Consider the following 17602-nt stretch of genomic DNA (forward strand, 5'->3'; position numbering starts at 1 on the left):
CACCACTCCTCGCAGTCCGCGGCCTGCTACGAGGTCCGGCCGACCTGCTACGACGCCGTCAGCACTCCCGTGCGGTAGACCGTCCCCTCACACGCGTTGGACACCGTCGTCGACACCGTGGGTGAACCCGCCTCCGCCGTGTAGGAGACCACCACGCTGCCGTCGACCGGGCCGTCCGCCCTGAACGTCTGGGGCGTGAAGCCGGAGTCGCTGCCGGTGCTCGCCGTGCCCGTCGCGCCCGTGGCACTCGCGCCCTGAGTCGGGGACTCGTCGGGCGAGGGCCCGCCGGTCTCGCTGTCGCCGGGGCTGCCGCCGCCGGTGGTGGGACAGGTCTGGGAGGGCACCCAGGCGAACTTCACCTCGTACGCCGCACCGGGCGGCAGAACCAGTCCCGGCGCCTCCGTGGAGGGGTCGAGCAGCCTGGTCGCCGCGTCGCCCGGGACGTGGTCGGCCACGCTGATCCTGGTGTCGTCGGCCGCGCCCTGCGCGAGGGTGTCCACCCTGCCCGGGCCGCCGACCGAACAGCCCTTGGCCGAGACGTTCACGATGCGGAAGGTGCCGTGGACGGCACCGGCCGAGTCCGGGTCCTCGACCGTGGCGGTGGCGGAGCCGAGCTGGGAGGACGTGCACGCGGGCGTGTCGCCGCCGGAGTCGGCCGAGGGACTGTCCGGGCCGCCGACGGGGCCGGCGCCGGTGCCCGTGTCGCCCTTCCGGCCGTCCTCGCCGCCGCCTCCGCCCTTGTCGGTGGCCTTGCCCGAAGGGCCGCCGGCACCGCTCCCGCCGCCGTCCTGGCCCTTGCTCCGGCCCGTGCCGCCGTGCGCCTCGGAGGCCTGGCCGGCGATGGCCGGGTTGGCGTCGGAGCCGGTGGACTGGGAGACGTGCACGAGGGCGGGGACCGCGGTGCACACGAACAGGGCGGCGGCCGCCATGCCGACGGCGGCCTGGCGCTTGCGGGCGCGCCGGGCCGGGACCGCGCGCCGCAGGTGATCCAGCGCGCCGTCGCGCGGCTCGACGTCCTGGACCGCCTGGTGCAGCATCCTGCGCAGTTCCAGCTCGTCCGAGGCGAGCCCGTCGGGGCCCAGTTCGTCAGGGCTGTCGTTCACGGTTCCGTTCCCAGCGTGCGATGGCGTGTGCTCGTGCTCATGTGACCGCGCCGGCTCCTGCCGGGCGTGGGGCTCGTGCACGTCGCGCCCCTCGTTCTCGTCCTTCTCGCTCATGCCCGCGCTCCCATCGCGACCCGCAGCGCCGCAATGCCCCGTGAACCGTACGCCTTGACCGAGCCGAGCGAGATCCCCAGCGTCTCGGCGACCTGCGCCTCGGTCATGTCCGCGAAGTAGCGCAGCACCAGGACCTCGCGCTGGCGGCGCTGCAGGCCCTTCATCGCCTTGATCAGGGAGTCGCGCTCCAGCTGGTCGTAGGCGCCCTCCTCCGCGCTCGCCATGTCCGGCATCGGCTTGGACAGCAGCTTCAGGCCGAGGATGCGGCGGCGCAGGGCCGAGCGGGAGAGGTTGACGACCGTCTGCCGCAGATAGGCGAGGGTCTTCTCCGGGTCGCGGACGCGTTTGCGGGCGGAGTGGACGCGGATGAACGCCTCCTGGACGACGTCCTCGCAGGAGGCGGTGTCGTCGAGGAGCAGGGCGGCAAGGCCCAGCAGTGAGCGGTAGTGCGCACGGTAGGTCTCGGTGAGGTGGTCGACGGTGGTACCGGCCGCCACGCTCTCCTCGGTGCCGTCACGCTGACTGGGTATGCGGGCGGGCCGCGCGGCGGGCATCGGCGCGATCACCGGAAACCCGCCGGGCCTGCCGGGCAGGCGCGGACGGAGTGCCGCGCGGGGCGGCCGCAGGGCCGTGCCGCGGGCCGCTGCTGAAGATGTCCCCTGCTCGAAGAGCTTGGGGGAGAAGTCGAGAACCTCTGCCACGCCAGTTGGACACGCCTGCCCCCGCCGGGGTTGTACGCGCCGGGCATCACTTTTGCGTCGTGTGACGCCTCCGACACCGATCTCGCGGCAGGCGGCACGTCAGAACGCGCCTCGTATGCCCTCATGCGTCCCGCTCATCCCCTATGCCTGAATCACCGGGACGTCCCCACGCCCCGCAGTGTCCCCACGCCCCCGGAGGGCGACGGCAAAGACGCTCCCCGCCCTTGACACGGTTGCGCGGGACGGGGAGGGAGATCTTCCGCCGCCGAGACGGCACGGAGCAACTGGTTCGGACCACTGGCCGAACTCTGATTTTCACATGGATCTTACAAACAAAACATGGGGTGGCCACGGGATTTCCGCCGGTGACCCGGTTCCGCGACAGGAGTCACGGCGCCGCCACCGCGCCGTCACCTCGCCTCGCCGGCCACCAGCTCCGCGATCTGCGCGGTGTTGAGCGCGGCGCCCTTGCGCAGGTTGTCGCCGCACACGAAGAGTTCCAGCGCGGTGGGGTCGTCCAGCGCCCGGCGCACCCGCCCGACCCAGGTCGGATCGGTGCCCACCACATCGGCGGGCGTGGGGAACCCGCCCGCGGCCGGGTCGTCGTACAGCACCACCCCGGGCGCCGTGGCGAGAATCTCCCGTGCCCGGTCGACGGTGACCTCGTCCTCGAAGCGGGCGTGCACCGTCAGGGAGTGTGCGGTGACCACGGGCACGCGTACGCAGGTCACGGCGACCGGCAGCCGCGGCAGGCCGAGGATCCTGCGGGGCTCCTCCCGCAGCGCCATCTCCTCCGACGACCAGCCGTCGTCGCACAGCGAACCGGCCCACGGCACCACGTTCAGCGCCACCGGCTCCGGGAACGGCCCGGTGTCGTCCCCGACCGCCCGCCGTACGTCGCCGGGGCCGGTCCCCAGCTCCGTGCCCGCCACCAGGGACAGCTGCCGGCGCAGCGTCTCCACGCCCGCGCGCCCGGCCCCGCTGACCGCCTGGTACGAGGAGACGACCAGCTCACGCAGGCCGAACTCGGCGTGCAGCGCGCCCAGCGCCACGATCATGGACAGGGTGGTGCAGTGCGGGTTGGAGACGATCCCGCGCGGGCGCCGCCGCGCCGCGTGCGCGTTGACCTCGGGCACGACGAGCGGTACGTCCGGGTCCGTGCGGAAGGCCGCGGAGTTGTCCACGACGACCGCGCCCCCGGCCGCCGCCACCGGCGCCCACTGCCCGGCGACCTCCTCGGGGACGTCGAACAGGGCGATGTCCACCCCGTCGAAGGCGTCCTCGGTGAGCGCGACCACCTCGACCTCCTCGCCGCGCACGGCCAGCTTGCGGCCGACCGAGCGCGGGGAGGCGATCAGACGGATCTCGCCCCAGATGTCCGCGCGCTGGGACAGGATCGTGAGCAGGACCGTGCCGACGGCTCCGGTCGCTCCCACGACCGCGAGCGTCGGTCGGCCGGTCATCGGCCGGTGCCCCCGTAGACGACGGCCTCGTCGCTGTCGGAGTCCAGCCCGAAGGCGCTGTGCACGGCGCGCACGGCCTCCGGTACGTCGTCCTTGCGGGTGACGACCGAGATACGGATCTCGGAGGTCGAGATCAGCTCGATGTTCACCCCCGCGTCGGACAGCGCGGTGAAGAAGTCCGCCGTGACGCCCGGGTTGGTCTTCATGCCCGCGCCGATCAGGGAGATCTTGCCGATCTGGTCGTCGTAGCGCAGGGACTCGTAGCCGATGCCGGACCGGTTCTTCTTCAGCGCCTCGATGGCCTTGCGGCCCTCGGTCTTGGGCAGCGTGAAGGAGATGTCCGTCAGGCCGGTGGAGGCGGCGGACACGTTCTGCACGATCATGTCGATGTTGATCTCGGAATCGGCGATCGTACGGAAGATGGAGGCGGCCTCGCCGGGCTTGTCGGGCACGCCGACGACCGTGATCTTGGCCTCGGAGGTGTCGTGTGCGACACCGGAGATGATGGCCTGCTCCACCTTCTTGTCCCCTTGCTGCTGCGTCTTTTGAACGAGTGGCTCACTGCTGACCCACGTGCCGCGCAGCCCGCTGTAGGAGGAGCGGACGTGGATCGGGATGTTGTACCGGCGGGCGTACTCCACGCAGCGGTGGAGCAGCACCTTGGACCCGGAGGCGGCCAGTTCGAGCATGTCCTCGAACGAGATCCAGTCGATCTTCCGGGCCTTCGTCACCACACGCGGGTCGGCGGTGAACACTCCGTCGACGTCGGTGTAGATCTCGCACACCTCGGCGTCCAGGGCGGCCGCGAGCGCCACGGCGGTGGTGTCGGAGCCGCCGCGCCCCAGCGTGGTGATGTCCTTGCCCCGCTGGCTGACACCCTGGAAACCGGCGACGATGGCGATGTTGTCCTCGTCCAGCGCGGTCCGGATGCGGCCCGGCGTGACATCGATGATCCGGGCTTTGTTGTGGACCGAGTCGGTGATGACACCTGCCTGGCTGCCGGTGAACGACTGGGCCTTGTGGCCCAGGTTTTTGATCGCCATGGCCAGCAGGGCCATGGAGATCCGCTCTCCGGCGGTCAGCAGCATGTCGAGCTCGCGCCCGGCAGGCATCGGGGAAACCTGCTCGGCGAGATCGATCAGCTCGTCCGTCGTGTCGCCCATCGCGGAAACGACCACGACAACGTCGTTGCCGTTCCTCTTCGCTTCCACGATCCGCTTGGCGACGCGCTTGATGCCCTCGGCATCGGATACGGAGGAGCCTCCGTACTTCTGCACGACAAGGCCCACGTGCGCTCCTCGCTCAGTCCGTGTCTCTCGCACATACGCGGTCGCAGTGCGGTCGGCTCAGTTTATCGAGCGTCCGAATTTCTCTTCCGCGCTACCGCATCGTGAGATACCCGCCGCCCGCTTTCCAGGACGGCTCATGCCCATCGGGCGGAACACCACGCGAAACGTGTCCGGGGTCACACCGGGCGCCCGGCCGCTGATGCCTCCCGGCCGGCCGACGTCTACCGACCCGCCCGGCCCAGGCCCAGCCGGCTGATCTCCTCCGCCATGACCTTGCCGGCCTCGATCACGAGGGTGTCGTCGCCCATGCCCTGGTCGGTGTCCAGGCCGTCCAGCTCCTCCAGGGGCTGGTTGAGGCGGACGTGGGCGACCAGGGACTGCAGGGCGCGCAGGGTGGCGGAGGCCGTGGAGCCCCAGTTGGAGAAGTAGGAGAACTGCCACCACCACAGGGCCTCGGTGGTGCGCCCGGCGCGGTAGTGGGCCATGCCGTGGCGCAGGTCGGCCACGACGTCCGCGAGGTCGTCGGAGATACGGGCGGGGACGGGGGCCCGGCGGGGCTCGTAGGGGTCGAAGACCTCGGAGTAGACGTCGACCGGCTCCAGCAGGCGGGCCAGGCTCTCGCGGAGGCCGTCCACGTCCTGCTCCGGGCCGGAGTCGGGCTCGTAGCGCTCTTCGGGCACGATGTCCTCGTGCGCGCCGAGGCGGCCGCCGGCCAGCATCAGCTGGGAGACCTCCAGCAGGAGGAAGGGCACCGCCGAGTCCGGCTCGTCGCCCTTGGCGACCTCGGTGACCGCGACCAGGAAACTCTCGACCTGGTCGGCGATCTGGACCACGAAGTCGTCCGGGTTCTGGTGGGTCGCGTGCAGCGTGGCGTCAGACATCTAGGAGTCGTCTCCCCTCGAAGGCGCGGCCGAGGGTGACCTCGTCCGCGTACTCCAGGTCGCCACCCACCGGAAGGCCGCTGGCCAGGCGGGTGACCTTCAGGCCCATGGGCTTGATCATGCGGGCGAGGTACGTCGCCGTCGCCTCGCCCTCGAGATTCGGGTCCGTGGCCAGGATCAGTTCCGTGACCGTGCCGTCCGCGAGGCGGGCCAGCAGTTCTCGTATGCGCAGATCGTCCGGGCCGACGCCCTCGATGGGACTGATCGCCCCGCCGAGTACGTGGTACCGGCCGCGGAACTCGCGCGTGCGCTCGATGGCGACGACGTCCTTCGGCTCCTCCACCACGCAGATGACCGAGGTGTCGCGGCGGCTGTCGCGGCAGATCCCGCACAGCTCCTCCTGCGCGACATTGCCGCAGGTCGCGCAGAAGCGGACCTTCGCCTTCACCTCGAGCAGGGCCTGGGCCAGACGCCGTACGTCCGTCGGTTCGGCCTGCAGGACGTGGAAGGCGATCCGCTGCGCGCTCTTGGGACCGACGCCGGGCAGCCGCCCCAGCTCGTCGATGAGGTCCTGGACCACGCCTTCGTACAACGGACTGCCGCCCTTCCTGACGTGCTTCGGTACGTACGGTAGTTGCCCGGCGCCCGTCTTAGAAGGGCAGACCCGGGATGCCGCTGCCGCCGCCCAGGCCCTGGGCGAGCGGGCCCAGCTTCTGCTGCTGGAGCGTCTGGGCGTTGTCGTTGGCCGCCTGGACGGCCGCGACGATCAGGTCGGCGAGGGTCTCGGTGTCTTCCGGGTCGACCGCCTTCGGGTCGATCTTCAGCGCGCGCAGCTCGCCGGCGCCGGTGACGGTGGCCTTGACCAGTCCGCCGCCCGCCTGCCCGTCGACCTCGGTCCGCGCCAGTTCCTCCTGCGCCTGCTGCAGGTCCTGCTGCATCTTCTGGGCCTGCTGGAGCAGCTGCTGCATATTGGGCTGGCCACCACCGGGAATCACGATCAGCTCCTGCTTTCGTACGGCTGTCCGGGCGGGGACCGACTCCGGTTTCCCGCTGGCACGAGCCTACGTGGTCCGGGCAGCCAGCGCCCCGCCACTCTTTCGGGTGACTCTCGGATGAGCCCTATACCTGATCAACGCCCCCTTACGGGCGGAAAAGCCGCGCTTCCCTCTTCTTCGCCACCCATTGGGGGGTAGGAAGGGGTCCGGCGTGTCAGCCAGCGTCGCGGACCGTGATCAGTAGGGAGTGCCGGGTGGGTCAGCCGGAGATGCAGCCCGAGCGTCCGCCTCAGGACGGGCGGGGTGACGGGTCGGCCGGGCTGCGGCCGGGCGATCTGACCGGGCGGCCCTTCCCGCCCGGCGACTGGGCCGAGCCGGCGCAGTGCCTGGACGAGCTGTACCGGTGGGTGGAGCGGGGGGCGCTGCAGACCGTCGCCTGGTACCTGGCGGAGCGGGTGTGGAAGCGGCGCGGGGCGCGGGCGCTGCGGTGCGGGACCGCGGCCGGGGCGGTGGCCGGGGCGGTGCTGCCGCTGCTGGACCTGACCGGGGCGGTGGACGGAGTGGCGCCGTGGGGGTACATGGCGCTGCTGCTGTCCGCCTCGTGCGTCGGGATCGACCGGTACTTCGGGGTGACCTCCGGGTGGATGAGGGACGTGGCGACCGCGCAGGCCGTGCAACGGCGTCTGCAGGCCCTGCAGTTCGACTGGGCGTCGGAGAACGTACGGGAGATCCTGGGCCCCGCCGAGGGAACGGCCGGCGAGGCCGCCGAGCGCTGTCTCACGGTGCTGCGGCGCTTCTCGGAGGACGTGACCGAGCTGGTGCGCACCGAGACGGCCGACTGGATGGTGCAGTTCCGCGTCGGGGCGGCGCCGATGGGCCTGCAGTCGACGGTGTCGGGCGGCGGGCGGTCCGAGGCGGGCGGCGGACAGGGGCGCCTCGCGCTGCCGCCGGGCGCGGCACGGCCGAACATGCCCCGGCAGCGGCCGCCGGAGCCGCGGTGACGCCGGTCACCGCCGGGTGTAGGTCAACTGCTCCCCGTTGCTCGTGTTCACCCGCTTCAGGGTGCCGTCCGGCAGCAGGGTGACCTCCGTGGCCGCGCCCGGGCTGCAGGTCGAACGTGGCCCGCTGGCGACGGCGGAGGGGCCGATCTCCAACGGGCCGCTCGCGCCCGGCCGCTGGGTGAGCCGGGCCTCGAACACACAGTGGTAGCTGCCACCGGCGTCGGTCGGGCCGTCGGCGACCAGCGTGAGCACGGTGTCGCCCACGTTCCCCTGGCTGATGGTGAGTTGGCGGGTGTGGGCGCCGAGGGCGTTGTCGATCGCCGCCGTCCAGCTGCCGAGGTAGGCGGCCGGGACGGCCCCGTCGGCCGGTGCCGGGGAGTCCGGCGGCGAGGTCACCGGGCCGGGGTCGGAGCCGTTCGACTCCTTGGCGGCCGGTGTGGTGGGCGCGCTGACGGTGAGTGAGGGCTGGGGCCTTCCCCCCTTGTCGTCGCTGCTGCCGCCGCCCCGCATCAGGGCGTACACGGAGCCGCCCGCGCCGAGCGCCACCACCAGCGCCACCACGACCAGCGCCGCCGTGGAGCCACCGCCCCGGCGCGGTTCCCGCGGCGGCAGGGGGCTGGGGCCGTACGGCGGCGGACCGTACGGCGGGGTCGCGCCCAGGCCGCCGTAGGGCTGGTGCCCCGGAGCGGCGGGCTGCTGCGGGTAGCCGTAGGCGGCGTGCTGGGGGTGCTGTGGTAGGTGCTGCTGGGGGAAGCCGTACGAGCCGTACGCCGGGTGGGCGGGCACCGGACCCGGCGGGGGTGCCTGCCCCGCGGCCATCGTGGGGAGGTGGTTGACCGGGGTGTGCGTGCCTCCGCCGGGCTGTCCGGGGAACGGCGGGGCGGACTGCGGGGCGGACGGCGCACCGGCGGCGCCGGCATCGGAGGCGTCGGCGGTCGCCGCGTGCTCGGGCGAGGGCTGGGCAGCGGTGGCGGGCCGGCCCCCGGGCCGGACGACGGTGGGCGCCTCCCCGGCGGACCCGGACTCCGCCCTCTCCCCTCTCTCGGCCGGCTCCACCGCGCCGGCACCGGCCGCCCCGTCCGGCCCGCGCTCCCCCTGCGCCTGCGGCTCCTCCGGGTTCTCCGCGTCCAGCAACCGGACCGCGTGCCGTCCGAGTTGGGCGACCAGGGCGCTCGGCAGCCACGGGTCGCGGAAGTGGCCGTCGGCCACTGTGTCCTCGGCGCCGGTGCGTTCCAGGATCTGCTCCAGCGTCGGCCGGGCCGCCGGGTCCTTCTTCAGGCAGTCGCGGACGAGTTCGGCGATGCCCTCGGGCAGCGCCTGGAGGTCGGGTTCCTCCTCGGCGATGCGGAACATCAGCGCGTGCACCCCGCTGTCGGCACCGCCGAAGGGCAGCGCGCCGGTCGCGGCGTACGCGAGCACCGAGCCGAGGCAGAAGACGTCGCACGCCGGCGTGATCCGGTCACCGCGCACCTGCTCGGGCGCCATGAACCCGGGCGAGCCGACCAGCGCACCGGTCCGGGTGAGCCCGCCGTCCGTGACGGTCTCCAGCGCCCGCGCGATACCGAAGTCGATGACGCGCGGGCCGTCGATCGTGACGAGCACGTTGGACGGCTTGAGGTCGCGGTGGATGAGCCCGGCCGCGTGGATGTCCTTGAGCGCACCGGCCAGCCCGGCCGCGAGGATCCGTACCGACCGCTCGGGCAGCGGCCCGTGGTCGTGCCCGACGACCTGCTGCAGGCTGGGCCCGGCGACATACCCGGTGGCCACCCACGGCACGGCGGCCTCGGTGTCCGCGTCCAGCACGGGCGCCGTCCAGTACCCACCGACCCGCCGCGCGGCCCGCACCTCCTGCCGGAACCGCGCCCGGAACTCCTCCTGCTGCGCCAGCTCCTGCCGCACCAGCTTCACGGCGACGGTCCGCCCCCGGTCCGACCGGGCCAGATACACCCGCCCCATGCCCCCGGCCCCGAGCCGCGCCAGCAGCCGGTACGCGCCGATCCCCTGCGGATCACCAGGCCCCAGCTTCTCCACGGCCGAACCGCCTCCCCCCGGTATCCCCCGATACACCCCTGTGCGACAGACCGAGGATAGTGCGGCGACCCGCACGAGCGGGTGATCCGGTCTCCACGGTTCCGTAACAGCGACGGTTCCGTAACAGCGACACCCTGTCGTGAAAACCCCGCGACCGCAGACAGGCCGCCGATGTCACGTCCTCGTGCTCTCCGTCTACGCTCGCCCGCATGACCCCTCAGCCGAATCCCGAAGCCGGCGCAGCCGTCAAGGCCGCCGACCGTGCGCACGTGTTCCACTCCTGGTCCGCGCAGGACCTCATCGACCCGCCGGCCGTGGCCGGTGCCGAAGGGTCGTACTTCTGGGACTACGACGGCAGGCGCTACCTGGACTTCGCCAGCGGGCTCGTCTACACCAACATCGGCTACCAGCACCCCAAGGTCGTCGCCGCGATCCAGGAGCAGGCCGCGAACCTGGCCACGTTCGCGCCGGCCTTCGCCGTCGAGGCGCGGTCCGAGGCGGCGCGGCTGATCGCCGAGCGGACCCCGGGCGACCTGGACAAGATCTTCTTCACCAACGGCGGCGCGGACGCCGTCGAGCACGCGGTGCGCATGGCCCGGCTGCACACCGGGCGGCCCAAGGTCCTCTCGGCGTACCGCTCGTACCACGGCGGCACGCAGCAGGCCGTCAACATCACCGGCGACCCGCGGCGCTGGCCCTCGGACAGCGGCTCGGCGGGCGTCGTGCGCTTCTGGGCGCCCTTCCTCTACCGCTCCCGCTTCTACGCCGAGTCCGAGCAGCAGGAGTGCGCGCGCGCCCTGGAGCACCTGGAGGCGACGATCGCCTTCGAGGGACCGGCGACCATCGCCGCGATCATCCTGGAGACCGTCCCCGGCACGGCCGGGATCATGGTGCCGCCGCCCGGCTATCTCGCCGGCGTGCGCGAGCTGTGCGACAAGTACGGGATCGTCTTCGTGCTGGACGAGGTCATGGCCGGATTCGGGCGCACCGGTACGTGGTTCGCGGCGGACCTGTTCGACGTCGTACCGGACCTGATCACCTTCGCCAAGGGCGTGAACTCCGGGTACGTCCCGCTCGGCGGCGTCGCGATCTCCGACAAGATCGCTCAGACGTTCGGCAAGCGCGTCTACCCCGGCGGCCTGACCTACTCCGGGCACCCCCTGGCCTGCGCGGCGGCCGTCGCGACGATCAACGTGATGGCCGAGGAGGGCATCGTCGAGAACGCCGAGCGGCTCGGCGCCGAGGTCGTGGAGCCGGCGCTGCGCGAGCTGGCCGAGCGGCACCCGAGCGTCGGCGACGTGCGCGGCGTCGGCATGTTCTGGGCCGTCGAGCTGGTGAGGAACCGCGAGACCCGCGAGCCGCTGGTGCCGTACAACGCGGCCGGCGAGGCGAACGCCCCGATGGCGGCCTTCGGCGCCGCCGCCAAGGCGAACGGCCTGTGGCCCTTCATCAACATGAACCGCACGCACGTCGTCCCGCCGTGCAACGCGACCGCGGCCGAGCTGAAGGAGGGCCTGGCGGCGCTGGACGCCGCGCTGTCGGTGGCCGACGAGTACACCGACTGACACCCCTGCCCGCACCCGGAGTGCCGGGATCGGGAAAATTCGAACGCGTAAGGTGGCGTGCTCGTAGACATGGGCGTACGAGTACGAGAGCACGCGAGTACGCCACCCGCACGCGCAAGGAGACGCCCCGACCATGCCCGGCAACAGCGGCACCGGCGCCGTGACGCGCAGCACCCTGCGGCAGCAGATCGCGGACGCGCTCCGGGACGAGGTGCTGGCCGGACGGCTGCAGCCGGGGCAGGAGTGCACGGTCAAGGAGATCGCCGAGCAGTACGGGGTGTCCGCGACCCCCGTCCGCGAGGCGCTCGTCGACCTGTCCGCGCAGGGACTGCTGGAGGCCGACCAGCACCGCGGCTTCCGGGTGCGCGAGTACTCCCTGGACAACCTCCGCGCGATGATCGAGGCCCGCGGCCTGGTCACCGACGGCATGTTCCGGATCGTGGCCGGGGGCCCCAAGTCCTTCCGCCGTCCCGACGACCCGCGCCTCAGGGCCGTACTCACCGGGGTGCGCCGGCGCGGCGAGGAGGCGCAGCGCGCGGCCGCCGCGGGCGACCTGACCGTACTGATCGGCTACGACCTGCGCTTCTGGCGGGAACTCGCCGCCCTGTTCGGCAACCCCTACCTCTCCGACTTCCTGCACCGGCTGCGCGTGCAGTCCTGGGTGTGCGCGGTGCAGCACCTGCGCCGCCGCACCGATCTGCGCGGCGAGCTGTGGTCCGGCCACACCGAACTCGTCGACGCCCTGTCGGCGGGCGACGCCACGGCCGCGCGTGCGATCGTCGCCGCGTACAACGCGGACTCCCTCGCTCTCGTCGAGCGGCTGGCGGCCGACGCGTGAGCGGTGCCGTACCCACCACTACCGACTACGCTTCTACACTCCCTGACCACCCGACCACCGAACGCGCTGGAAGCCCTGCCCTCCCCGAGGAGCCCTCTTTGGCCTGTGACCTGTGGCTGGTACCGCTCGTCGACGTGTTGTGCCACACCCCCGACAACCCGTTCGCCGAGGAACTCGCGCAGTACAACAAGGTGCTCGCCGAGAACGGGCTCCCACCGGTGCCGGTGTACCAGTACATGCCCGGCCTGTCCGGGGAGGTGGCGCCGGTGGCCGGCTTCGACTACGACGCGCTGCACTTCCTGCGCCGCGCCTACCTCCTGCAGATCTGCGGCCTGCCGCTGACCCCGGTCGACGAACTGGGCGGCGACTACGAGCAGTTGCTGGAGATGTTCGAGACGACGGCCCAGCAGTCCCACCTGGTCTGGCACTACGACCACGCCGGCGCCTACGTCCCCCTGGACTTCCCGCACCCCCTGTCCAACGACGAACTCCTCGCCGGCGGCGGCCCCCTCGGATCCTCCCAGACCCTCCTGCGCGAGCTGGAGTACGTCGCCCCGTCCCTGGGCATCGACCCGGCCAACCCCCCGGCGGCCCCCGACCCTCCGTCGGCCCCCACCGAACTCGAACAGCCGGCCGCCCCCGCCCCCTACGACCCCAGCCCCTTCGCCCGCGAACGCCACGTCTGGCTGGGCCTCCACACGGCGGCCACGCGGAGCCTGGCGCAGGGGTCGATGATCGTCTTCAGCTGAGGGCCCGGCCCCGAAGACGATTACGAGCCAAATCCGCACGCACGTCCGATACCTCCCAAGCGCACCGCACTCCAGATCAAGTCCCCCAAGAAGCAAAGGATTTGGGCGAACGTCCCGCCGGTCTCCCAGGTCGTCCCATGCCCCGGCGCCTCCGACCGCCCGGGAGAGCGGCGGCACCGCCCTGTCGCTGGTGGCGGGTCAGTGGGGCAACGGCCGGCACAAGGAACCACCGCAGCGACTCGAATGGAGGCGTCCCGCCGGGAAGAACCCACGGGCGGACGTCGAGCAGCCCCTCAGGGTTACGGTCACGGCCGCTTCGGCCCCCTCGTACGTCTCCTTCATGCTGCACAGCACGGTCAACGAGTCCGGCATCCCGGACGAGGACACACGGCGACAGAAGGTTCTGGCCTGCGGAGACGGGATCACCGACCCGGGCTGCCGGATCACGGACCACAGGGACGGCTCGTACACGATCGAGGTCGTGGGCGCGCTGCCGCCGGACCACCCGTATCGCGTCCTGTACGTACAGTGGGCACCGAACCGTCCCGGCGCTGAGGAGATCTGGGCCTCATGGCAGCTACCCACTGGCTAGGCGACCCGCCTGCGGATCGTGAGCGGCTCGCGCCCTGGGCACTGTCCCGGATCGCGGCCGCGGCCGCCGAGGACGCGCGCGTGGACGCGATGGTCGACATCGAGTACGCAGCACGCGACATCGAGGCGGACCTCGGCGGCCGTTTCGGCGCCGGCGTGGTGGGCGGACCGTCGAACCGGCGGCCAGGAGGAAGGCGCAGCTTCCACCTTGACGGAATCTCCCCCCTCCGTCTCAGGGAGGAGGACAGCGACGAACCGTGGGCCGCACTGCTCGATCCGGCACGCCTGATCCGGGGCATCGGAACAGTGTCAGAGGCACATCGAAGCGGAGAGTGGGTCGAACTCACCCTCATCCCACATGCGTTGTTCGCCGCCCCCACCGACCCCTGGCTGCCGCCGGGCGCCCACAGCCTGACCGTACGGCTCGACCCGGCCACTGGCTTCCTCCGGTCCGCCGCGCTCCACGACAGGCAAGGCCCGCTGGCTACGGCCCAGGTCAGGGGCCTGGACGTCCTGGACGCACGGTTCTCGGCCGAGGCGGGCACGACCCTGGCCCGTATGGCCAGAACCTTGCTGGAGCCCGCCCGCCTGACAGCAGAAGTCCGCATCGAGGCCGACCCGCACGACGACCACTCCTTCACGCCTGTGCCCTCGGCCCGCTCCTGGACCATCTCGTCCGGCAGGGAAATCCTCACGATGACAGGAGATTACGAACCGGACCGGACAAGCCCGGCGGCCGCCCGCCTGGCGGAACTGCTCACCCCGGCCCGTATCGTCTCCCACCTCGCACACGTCACGGCCACGTCACCGACCTCCGTCGAGGCCGCCGTCCGCCCTCTGCGCACCTTCCCATTCAGCGCCTGGGCCCCGGACGAGAGCCTGACATGCCGTTTCACCGTGGACCCGACGACGGGCGTCCTCGTACGAGCCGAAGCGACAACAGAACACCGCACAGTTTTCCGCCACATCGTCACCGCACTCGGCCCGGAGGGACATGCCCAGCCATGGGACTACAGCTCCATCGGCGGTTGATCGGCGGTGGGTACGTCAGCTCCCCACTCGCAGTTCCAGCCCCCTTCGCCCGCGAACGCCACGTCTGACTGAACCTGCGCGCGGCGGCGACACGGAGCCTGGCGCGGGGCTCGATGATCGCCTTCAGCCGAGGCCGGACGACGCGGCTGCCACCCGCCATGGGCGATGACCGTGAATGTTCTCCGGCCGGTCGTTCGGGTGGGACCGAGAGGAAAGAAAATCCGACATTCCGGCCGGCAGGTCGCGGTCGCTGTCGATGCCACGGAAGTAGGGATCCTTGGCGGTGACGAGCTCGGCGCGGGCGGCATCGACCAGCGCACGGGCAGGAACAGGGAGAGCGTCTCTGTTGCTCTCCGCTTCCTTCGTCCAGTCTGCTTGCCAGGGTGGCCCCCTGAATGCGCTGGTCACTGGCCGGGGGCCGCCTTCGCTGCCGAGCGGCGGATGCGACCGGCCTCCTCGGGCGCGGTGCGCTCGCCCGAAGCGGCCGGAGGCGTCGGCGGCGGGACACGATCTTCCGGTGGGGACTCATGACACCCCTCCTGCTGAAAGGGTGAACACCCGGCAGGTGAATGTCATTCATGCACTCACATGAGCGGCATGTGAACACTGGAGGCCAAGATGCTCCCCCTTTTTCAGAAGGGGTGTGTGCCTCCTGGCCGGGCGGTCGAGGGGTCGTGTCCCACGACGTGCAACACCGTTACGTCAAGGCATCGGGACGCCATCTTCCGCGTAGGTCCGTGGGGGTTGTACTCCCACTTCATTCACTCACCGGGCGCTCTCCTGAGTGGTGGCCAGGATGCGGTTGATCTCGGCAGCGGCAGCGCGGCGCTCGGCACGGTCGTCGGAGGTGGCGACGATCCGTTCGCACTCGGCCAGACGGGTCGCCAGGGTGGGGAGACGGTGGATGACGACCCACATGAACCAATGTTCGAGAAAAGCCCGGCAGGGGGTGAGTATGAACGTGTCGCGGGCCTCCGGCGTGGCTTCTTCCCAGTGCCTGTCGAACCGCGGGAGGGCACCGGCGGGGTCGAGGCGTGTCACTGCGACACGGAGGGCCGCCGGGGTCTTGTCCGGCAGGGGGATCAGCGGGTCGCCGTCGTGCGGCCCCACAGGTCGCACAGTCACGTGCGATCTCCGATGCGATCGGGAATCGGTTCCAGGGCCGACGGTATCGAGTGCGGGCCTGCCCCGCGCTCGCATCGCGAGTCCGGGGCAGGCCACGACGAGACTGACGACTCAGGGCTGCGTGCGCCTGATGCCTACGGCCAGTCGACACCCGGACTGCCGACCGAAGGCCTGCGGCAGTCCGGGGTGCGGTTCGCCGGTGTGGTCACGGGCTCGTCGGCGAGCGCGTAGCACAGCTGGGCGTGGAGCAGTTCGGCTTCGGCGATCGTGAGGCGCAGTGCCGCGTCCGCGTCGAAGACCCCGTCGCGGCGCAGCCACAGGTCGATGGCGAGGGTGCCGTCGTCCTGCCGGCGGACCGGCTTGCTGGGGACGCGGCTCACCTGAATCCGCGCGTTCGGCGTCGTGCTCATCAGGCCGCCACCCCCGTGGGAGCGCCGACGCGGTGGCCGTGGATCACCCACGGTCCGACGTCGACCCCCTCCAGCGCGAGCACGAGAGCCGCGCGGCGCTCCGCCTGCCGCTGCCACCGTTCGTGCGCGAGCAGGTAGGGGCGTACGAGGGGGCCGGTGTCGTGGAGCGGGGTGGGGATTCCGGTCCCGGTCCGGGTGCGGGACTTCGCCGGAGGGGCGGCGCACAGTCCGGGTACGGCGGTGCGGTGGATCAGCAGGCGCAGTCCGGACAGGGTGCGCGGGGGTGTGGGTACGTGTCCCGGCCGCCCCAGCCCGCGGCGCCGGCCGGTGGCCGGGAGGAAGAGGGACAGGATTAGGGCAAGCGTTCGTTCCAGGGCAAGCCGGATAGACTTGGTCATGCTGATGCTCCTTCGCAGCGTTGGCTCCGCCCCGGGGTGGTGGCTCACCTCCGGGGCGTTTTCTGTGCACTGCCCGCCAGGCCGTTACCGAGTGCCCGGCAAGCGCTACACAGCGTACGCACAGCGTGATGCGTCAGACAACATGTTGTGCGAAGTCGTATCAAGTGATCGGACGCTACGTCGCGAAGCGGTCGAACTCGCCGGCCTTCGCCCCTTCCAGGAAGGCCCGCAACTTGCGGCGAGTGGTCTGCACGACCACCTCCGGGTCGTCACCCTCCCGCAGGAAGATTCGATCGCCCTGTTCCGCGATCTCTATGCAGCTTCCGGTGTCCGCCGAGAAGGACGACTTCCGCCAGTGAAGTTCCACCTGCTCCTGCCTCAGATCTCTTCCGCTACCTGCCGGATGAAGTTGATGGACTCGCTGGGCTCCAGGGCACGTTCACGCATCCGGTCGAGAACGGCGCGGTAGTTCGCCAGGTAGGTCTCGGCGTGCAGGAAACTCACGCCCGTGGGTACGTCGATCTGCACCGTGTCCAACTGCGTTACGGGGCCGCAGGCGTACAGCGTCGAGCTGCCCGCGTTCGCGAAGCCCCCCACACTGAACGGCACCACCCGGAGCGTGACGTTGGGCCGTTCGGCCTGCTTCAGCAAGTGCTCGATCTGCCGCAGCAGGACATGACGGTCTCCGAACCGCATCCGCAGCGCGGACTCATGGATCAGGAACTCGCACAGTGGCGGGTTGGAGCGGTCGAGCAGCTCCGCCCGCCTCGATCGAAAAGCCACGTGCCGATCCAGGTCGGTGGGCGACATGGCCGGAACCGCTTCCGCGAAGATGCCGCGCATGTAGTCGGGGAGCTGAAGCAGGCCGGGCATATGCATGATCTGCGCGGAGCGCAAAGCCGCCGCGTGGTGCTCCATCTCCGCGATGTCCAGCAGGCCAGCGGACAGCACGTCCCGGTACTCGTCCCACCAGTACGGCCCGCGTTCCCGGGCCATCTCGGCCAGCGCGTCGATGTACTGGGCGTCGGGACAGCGATAGTTGGCGGCCCACACCCGGACCCGATCGCTGCTCACACCTGAACGGGCCGACTCCGTGTTGCTGACCGTCGTCCGGTCGGTGCGGTGCAGGGCGGCGGCCTCGTTGATCGACATGCCGATGTGCTCGCGCATTCTGCGCAACTCGGCACCCAGACGACGCTGCCGTTCGGTGGACGGCTTTCGGACGGGCATCGGGCAGCTCCCCCTGTCACCGCTTTCGACGATGTGGGACGGCCGGTACGGTTCACCGCACCGGCCGCCCTGTCAAATCTCCCGGA

Annotated in this window: 20 protein-coding genes; 6 read left to right on the top strand and 14 right to left on the bottom strand. The window is 71.4% G+C overall.

Annotated features, from left to right (window positions below):
- Nucleotides 1–47: 47 nt before the first annotated feature.
- From DEP02_RS07670 to DEP02_RS07700, 7 genes are all read right to left on the bottom strand, one after another.
- Nucleotides 48–1103: a hypothetical protein gene (locus tag DEP02_RS07670; RefSeq protein WP_232838999.1), complete on the bottom strand. Its 1056-nt coding sequence runs from the start codon at nt 1101–1103 to the stop codon at nt 48–50.
- A gap of 110 nt (nt 1104–1213) precedes the next feature.
- Nucleotides 1214–1918: a SigE family RNA polymerase sigma factor gene (locus tag DEP02_RS07675; protein WP_112466593.1), complete on the bottom strand. Its 705-nt coding sequence runs from the start codon at nt 1916–1918 to the stop codon at nt 1214–1216.
- Nucleotides 1919–2328: 410 nt separating this feature from the next.
- A complete protein-coding gene (locus DEP02_RS07680; RefSeq protein ID WP_112466594.1) occupies nt 2329–3381 on the bottom strand; it encodes an aspartate-semialdehyde dehydrogenase in 1053 nt (350 codons plus the stop codon).
- Nucleotides 3378–4670 (bottom strand): aspartate kinase, encoded by a 1293-nt coding sequence (locus tag DEP02_RS07685; protein WP_112466595.1) that lies wholly within the window; start codon nt 4668–4670, stop codon nt 3378–3380. The genes DEP02_RS07680 and DEP02_RS07685 overlap by 4 nt, the downstream gene beginning before the upstream one ends.
- Before the next feature lie 221 nt (nt 4671–4891).
- Entirely contained in the window at nt 4892–5551 is a 660-nt protein-coding gene (locus tag DEP02_RS07690; protein ID WP_112466596.1) for a DUF5063 domain-containing protein, read from the bottom strand.
- Nucleotides 5544–6143 carry a recombination mediator RecR gene (gene recR / locus DEP02_RS07695; RefSeq protein WP_112466597.1) on the bottom strand — a complete coding sequence of 200 codons (600 nt, stop codon included), beginning with the start codon at nt 6141–6143 and terminating at the stop codon, nt 5544–5546. Before recR ends, DEP02_RS07690 begins: the two co-directional genes overlap by 8 nt.
- Nucleotides 6144–6201: 58 nt before the next feature.
- Nucleotides 6202–6546, bottom strand: a complete 345-nt coding sequence (locus DEP02_RS07700; protein WP_112466598.1) for a YbaB/EbfC family nucleoid-associated protein — start codon at nt 6544–6546, stop codon at nt 6202–6204.
- A 254-nt stretch (nt 6547–6800) separates the two neighbouring features.
- On the opposite strand from DEP02_RS07700, the gene DEP02_RS07705 reads away from it, so the two are divergent.
- Nucleotides 6801–7547: an SLATT domain-containing protein gene (locus tag DEP02_RS07705; protein ID WP_112466599.1), complete on the top strand. Its 747-nt coding sequence runs from the start codon at nt 6801–6803 to the stop codon at nt 7545–7547.
- A gap of 6 nt (nt 7548–7553) precedes the next feature.
- On the opposite strand, the gene DEP02_RS07710 is transcribed toward DEP02_RS07705, so the two are convergent.
- On the bottom strand, nt 7554–9578 hold the full coding sequence (locus DEP02_RS07710) for a serine/threonine-protein kinase (RefSeq protein WP_112466600.1): 2025 nt from the start codon (nt 9576–9578) through the stop codon (nt 7554–7556).
- 209 nt (nt 9579–9787) lie between these two features.
- Here DEP02_RS07710 and DEP02_RS07715 point away from each other — a divergent pair, with 209 nt between their 5' ends.
- The 5 genes from DEP02_RS07715 (at nt 9788) to DEP02_RS07735 (ending at nt 14353) form a co-directional block, all read left to right on the top strand.
- Nucleotides 9788–11143, top strand: coding sequence for an aspartate aminotransferase family protein (locus tag DEP02_RS07715; RefSeq protein WP_112466601.1), 1356 nt, complete (start codon nt 9788–9790; stop codon nt 11141–11143).
- 133 nt (nt 11144–11276) lie between these two features.
- Nucleotides 11277–11981: a GntR family transcriptional regulator gene (locus DEP02_RS07720; RefSeq protein ID WP_112466602.1), complete on the top strand. Its 705-nt coding sequence runs from the start codon at nt 11277–11279 to the stop codon at nt 11979–11981.
- Nucleotides 11982–12079: 98 nt separating this feature from the next.
- Nucleotides 12080–12730 (top strand): putative DNA-mimic protein, encoded by a 651-nt coding sequence (locus DEP02_RS07725; protein WP_112466603.1) that lies wholly within the window; start codon nt 12080–12082, stop codon nt 12728–12730.
- Nucleotides 12731–13070: 340 nt separating this feature from the next.
- Complete coding sequence (locus tag DEP02_RS33285) at nt 13071–13322, top strand: hypothetical protein (protein ID WP_157977378.1); 252 nt, start codon at nt 13071–13073, stop codon at nt 13320–13322.
- Nucleotides 13301–14353, top strand: a complete 1053-nt coding sequence (locus tag DEP02_RS07735) for a hypothetical protein (RefSeq protein ID WP_112466605.1) — start codon at nt 13301–13303, stop codon at nt 14351–14353. The genes DEP02_RS33285 and DEP02_RS07735 overlap by 22 nt, the downstream gene beginning before the upstream one ends.
- A 123-nt stretch (nt 14354–14476) precedes the next feature.
- On the opposite strand, the gene DEP02_RS07740 is transcribed toward DEP02_RS07735, so the two are convergent.
- From DEP02_RS07740 to DEP02_RS07765, 6 genes are all read right to left on the bottom strand, one after another.
- Nucleotides 14477–14761: a hypothetical protein gene (locus tag DEP02_RS07740; RefSeq protein WP_198668336.1), complete on the bottom strand. Its 285-nt coding sequence runs from the start codon at nt 14759–14761 to the stop codon at nt 14477–14479.
- Nucleotides 14762–15118: 357 nt separating this feature from the next.
- The gene (locus DEP02_RS07745; protein WP_232839000.1) at nt 15119–15478 is read right to left on the bottom strand and encodes a DUF6247 family protein; all 360 of its coding nucleotides are present in this window, start codon (nt 15476–15478) and stop codon (nt 15119–15121) included.
- A gap of 134 nt (nt 15479–15612) precedes the next feature.
- Nucleotides 15613–15888 (bottom strand): hypothetical protein, encoded by a 276-nt coding sequence (locus tag DEP02_RS07750; protein ID WP_112466606.1) that lies wholly within the window; start codon nt 15886–15888, stop codon nt 15613–15615.
- Nucleotides 15888–16286: a hypothetical protein gene (locus tag DEP02_RS34440; protein WP_232839001.1), complete on the bottom strand. Its 399-nt coding sequence runs from the start codon at nt 16284–16286 to the stop codon at nt 15888–15890. Before DEP02_RS34440 ends, DEP02_RS07750 begins: the two co-directional genes overlap by 1 nt.
- 175 nt (nt 16287–16461) lie before the next feature.
- Entirely contained in the window at nt 16462–16653 is a 192-nt protein-coding gene (locus tag DEP02_RS07760; RefSeq protein ID WP_112466607.1) for a DUF397 domain-containing protein, read from the bottom strand.
- Between the two features lie 11 nt (nt 16654–16664).
- Nucleotides 16665–17516, bottom strand: coding sequence for a helix-turn-helix domain-containing protein (locus DEP02_RS07765; RefSeq protein ID WP_112466608.1), 852 nt, complete (start codon nt 17514–17516; stop codon nt 16665–16667).
- Nucleotides 17517–17602 lie beyond the last annotated feature (86 nt).

The organism is Streptomyces triticisoli (assembly GCF_003270085.1).
Lineage (GTDB): Bacteria > Actinomycetota > Actinomycetes > Streptomycetales > Streptomycetaceae > Streptomyces > Streptomyces triticisoli.

Excerpts from the sequence above, each read along its gene's own strand:
- DEP02_RS07765 (WP_112466608.1), bottom strand. The coding sequence starts at position 17,516 with ATGCCCGTCCGAAAGCCGTCCACCGAACGGCAGCGTCGTCTGGGTGCC.
- DEP02_RS33285 (WP_157977378.1), top strand. The coding sequence starts at position 13,071 with ATGCTGCACAGCACGGTCAACGAGTCCGGCATCCCGGACGAGGACACA.
- DEP02_RS07750 (WP_112466606.1), bottom strand. The coding sequence starts at position 15,888 with ATGAGCACGACGCCGAACGCGCGGATTCAGGTGAGCCGCGTCCCCAGC.
- DEP02_RS34440 (WP_232839001.1), bottom strand. The coding sequence starts at position 16,286 with ATGACCAAGTCTATCCGGCTTGCCCTGGAACGAACGCTTGCCCTAATC.
- DEP02_RS07720 (WP_112466602.1), top strand. The coding sequence starts at position 11,277 with ATGCCCGGCAACAGCGGCACCGGCGCCGTGACGCGCAGCACCCTGCGG.
- DEP02_RS07680 (WP_112466594.1), bottom strand. The coding sequence starts at position 3,381 with ATGACCGGCCGACCGACGCTCGCGGTCGTGGGAGCGACCGGAGCCGTC.
- DEP02_RS07715 (WP_112466601.1), top strand. The coding sequence starts at position 9,788 with ATGACCCCTCAGCCGAATCCCGAAGCCGGCGCAGCCGTCAAGGCCGCC.
- DEP02_RS07735 (WP_112466605.1), top strand. The coding sequence starts at position 13,301 with ATGGCAGCTACCCACTGGCTAGGCGACCCGCCTGCGGATCGTGAGCGG.
- DEP02_RS07690 (WP_112466596.1), bottom strand. The coding sequence starts at position 5,551 with ATGTCTGACGCCACGCTGCACGCGACCCACCAGAACCCGGACGACTTC.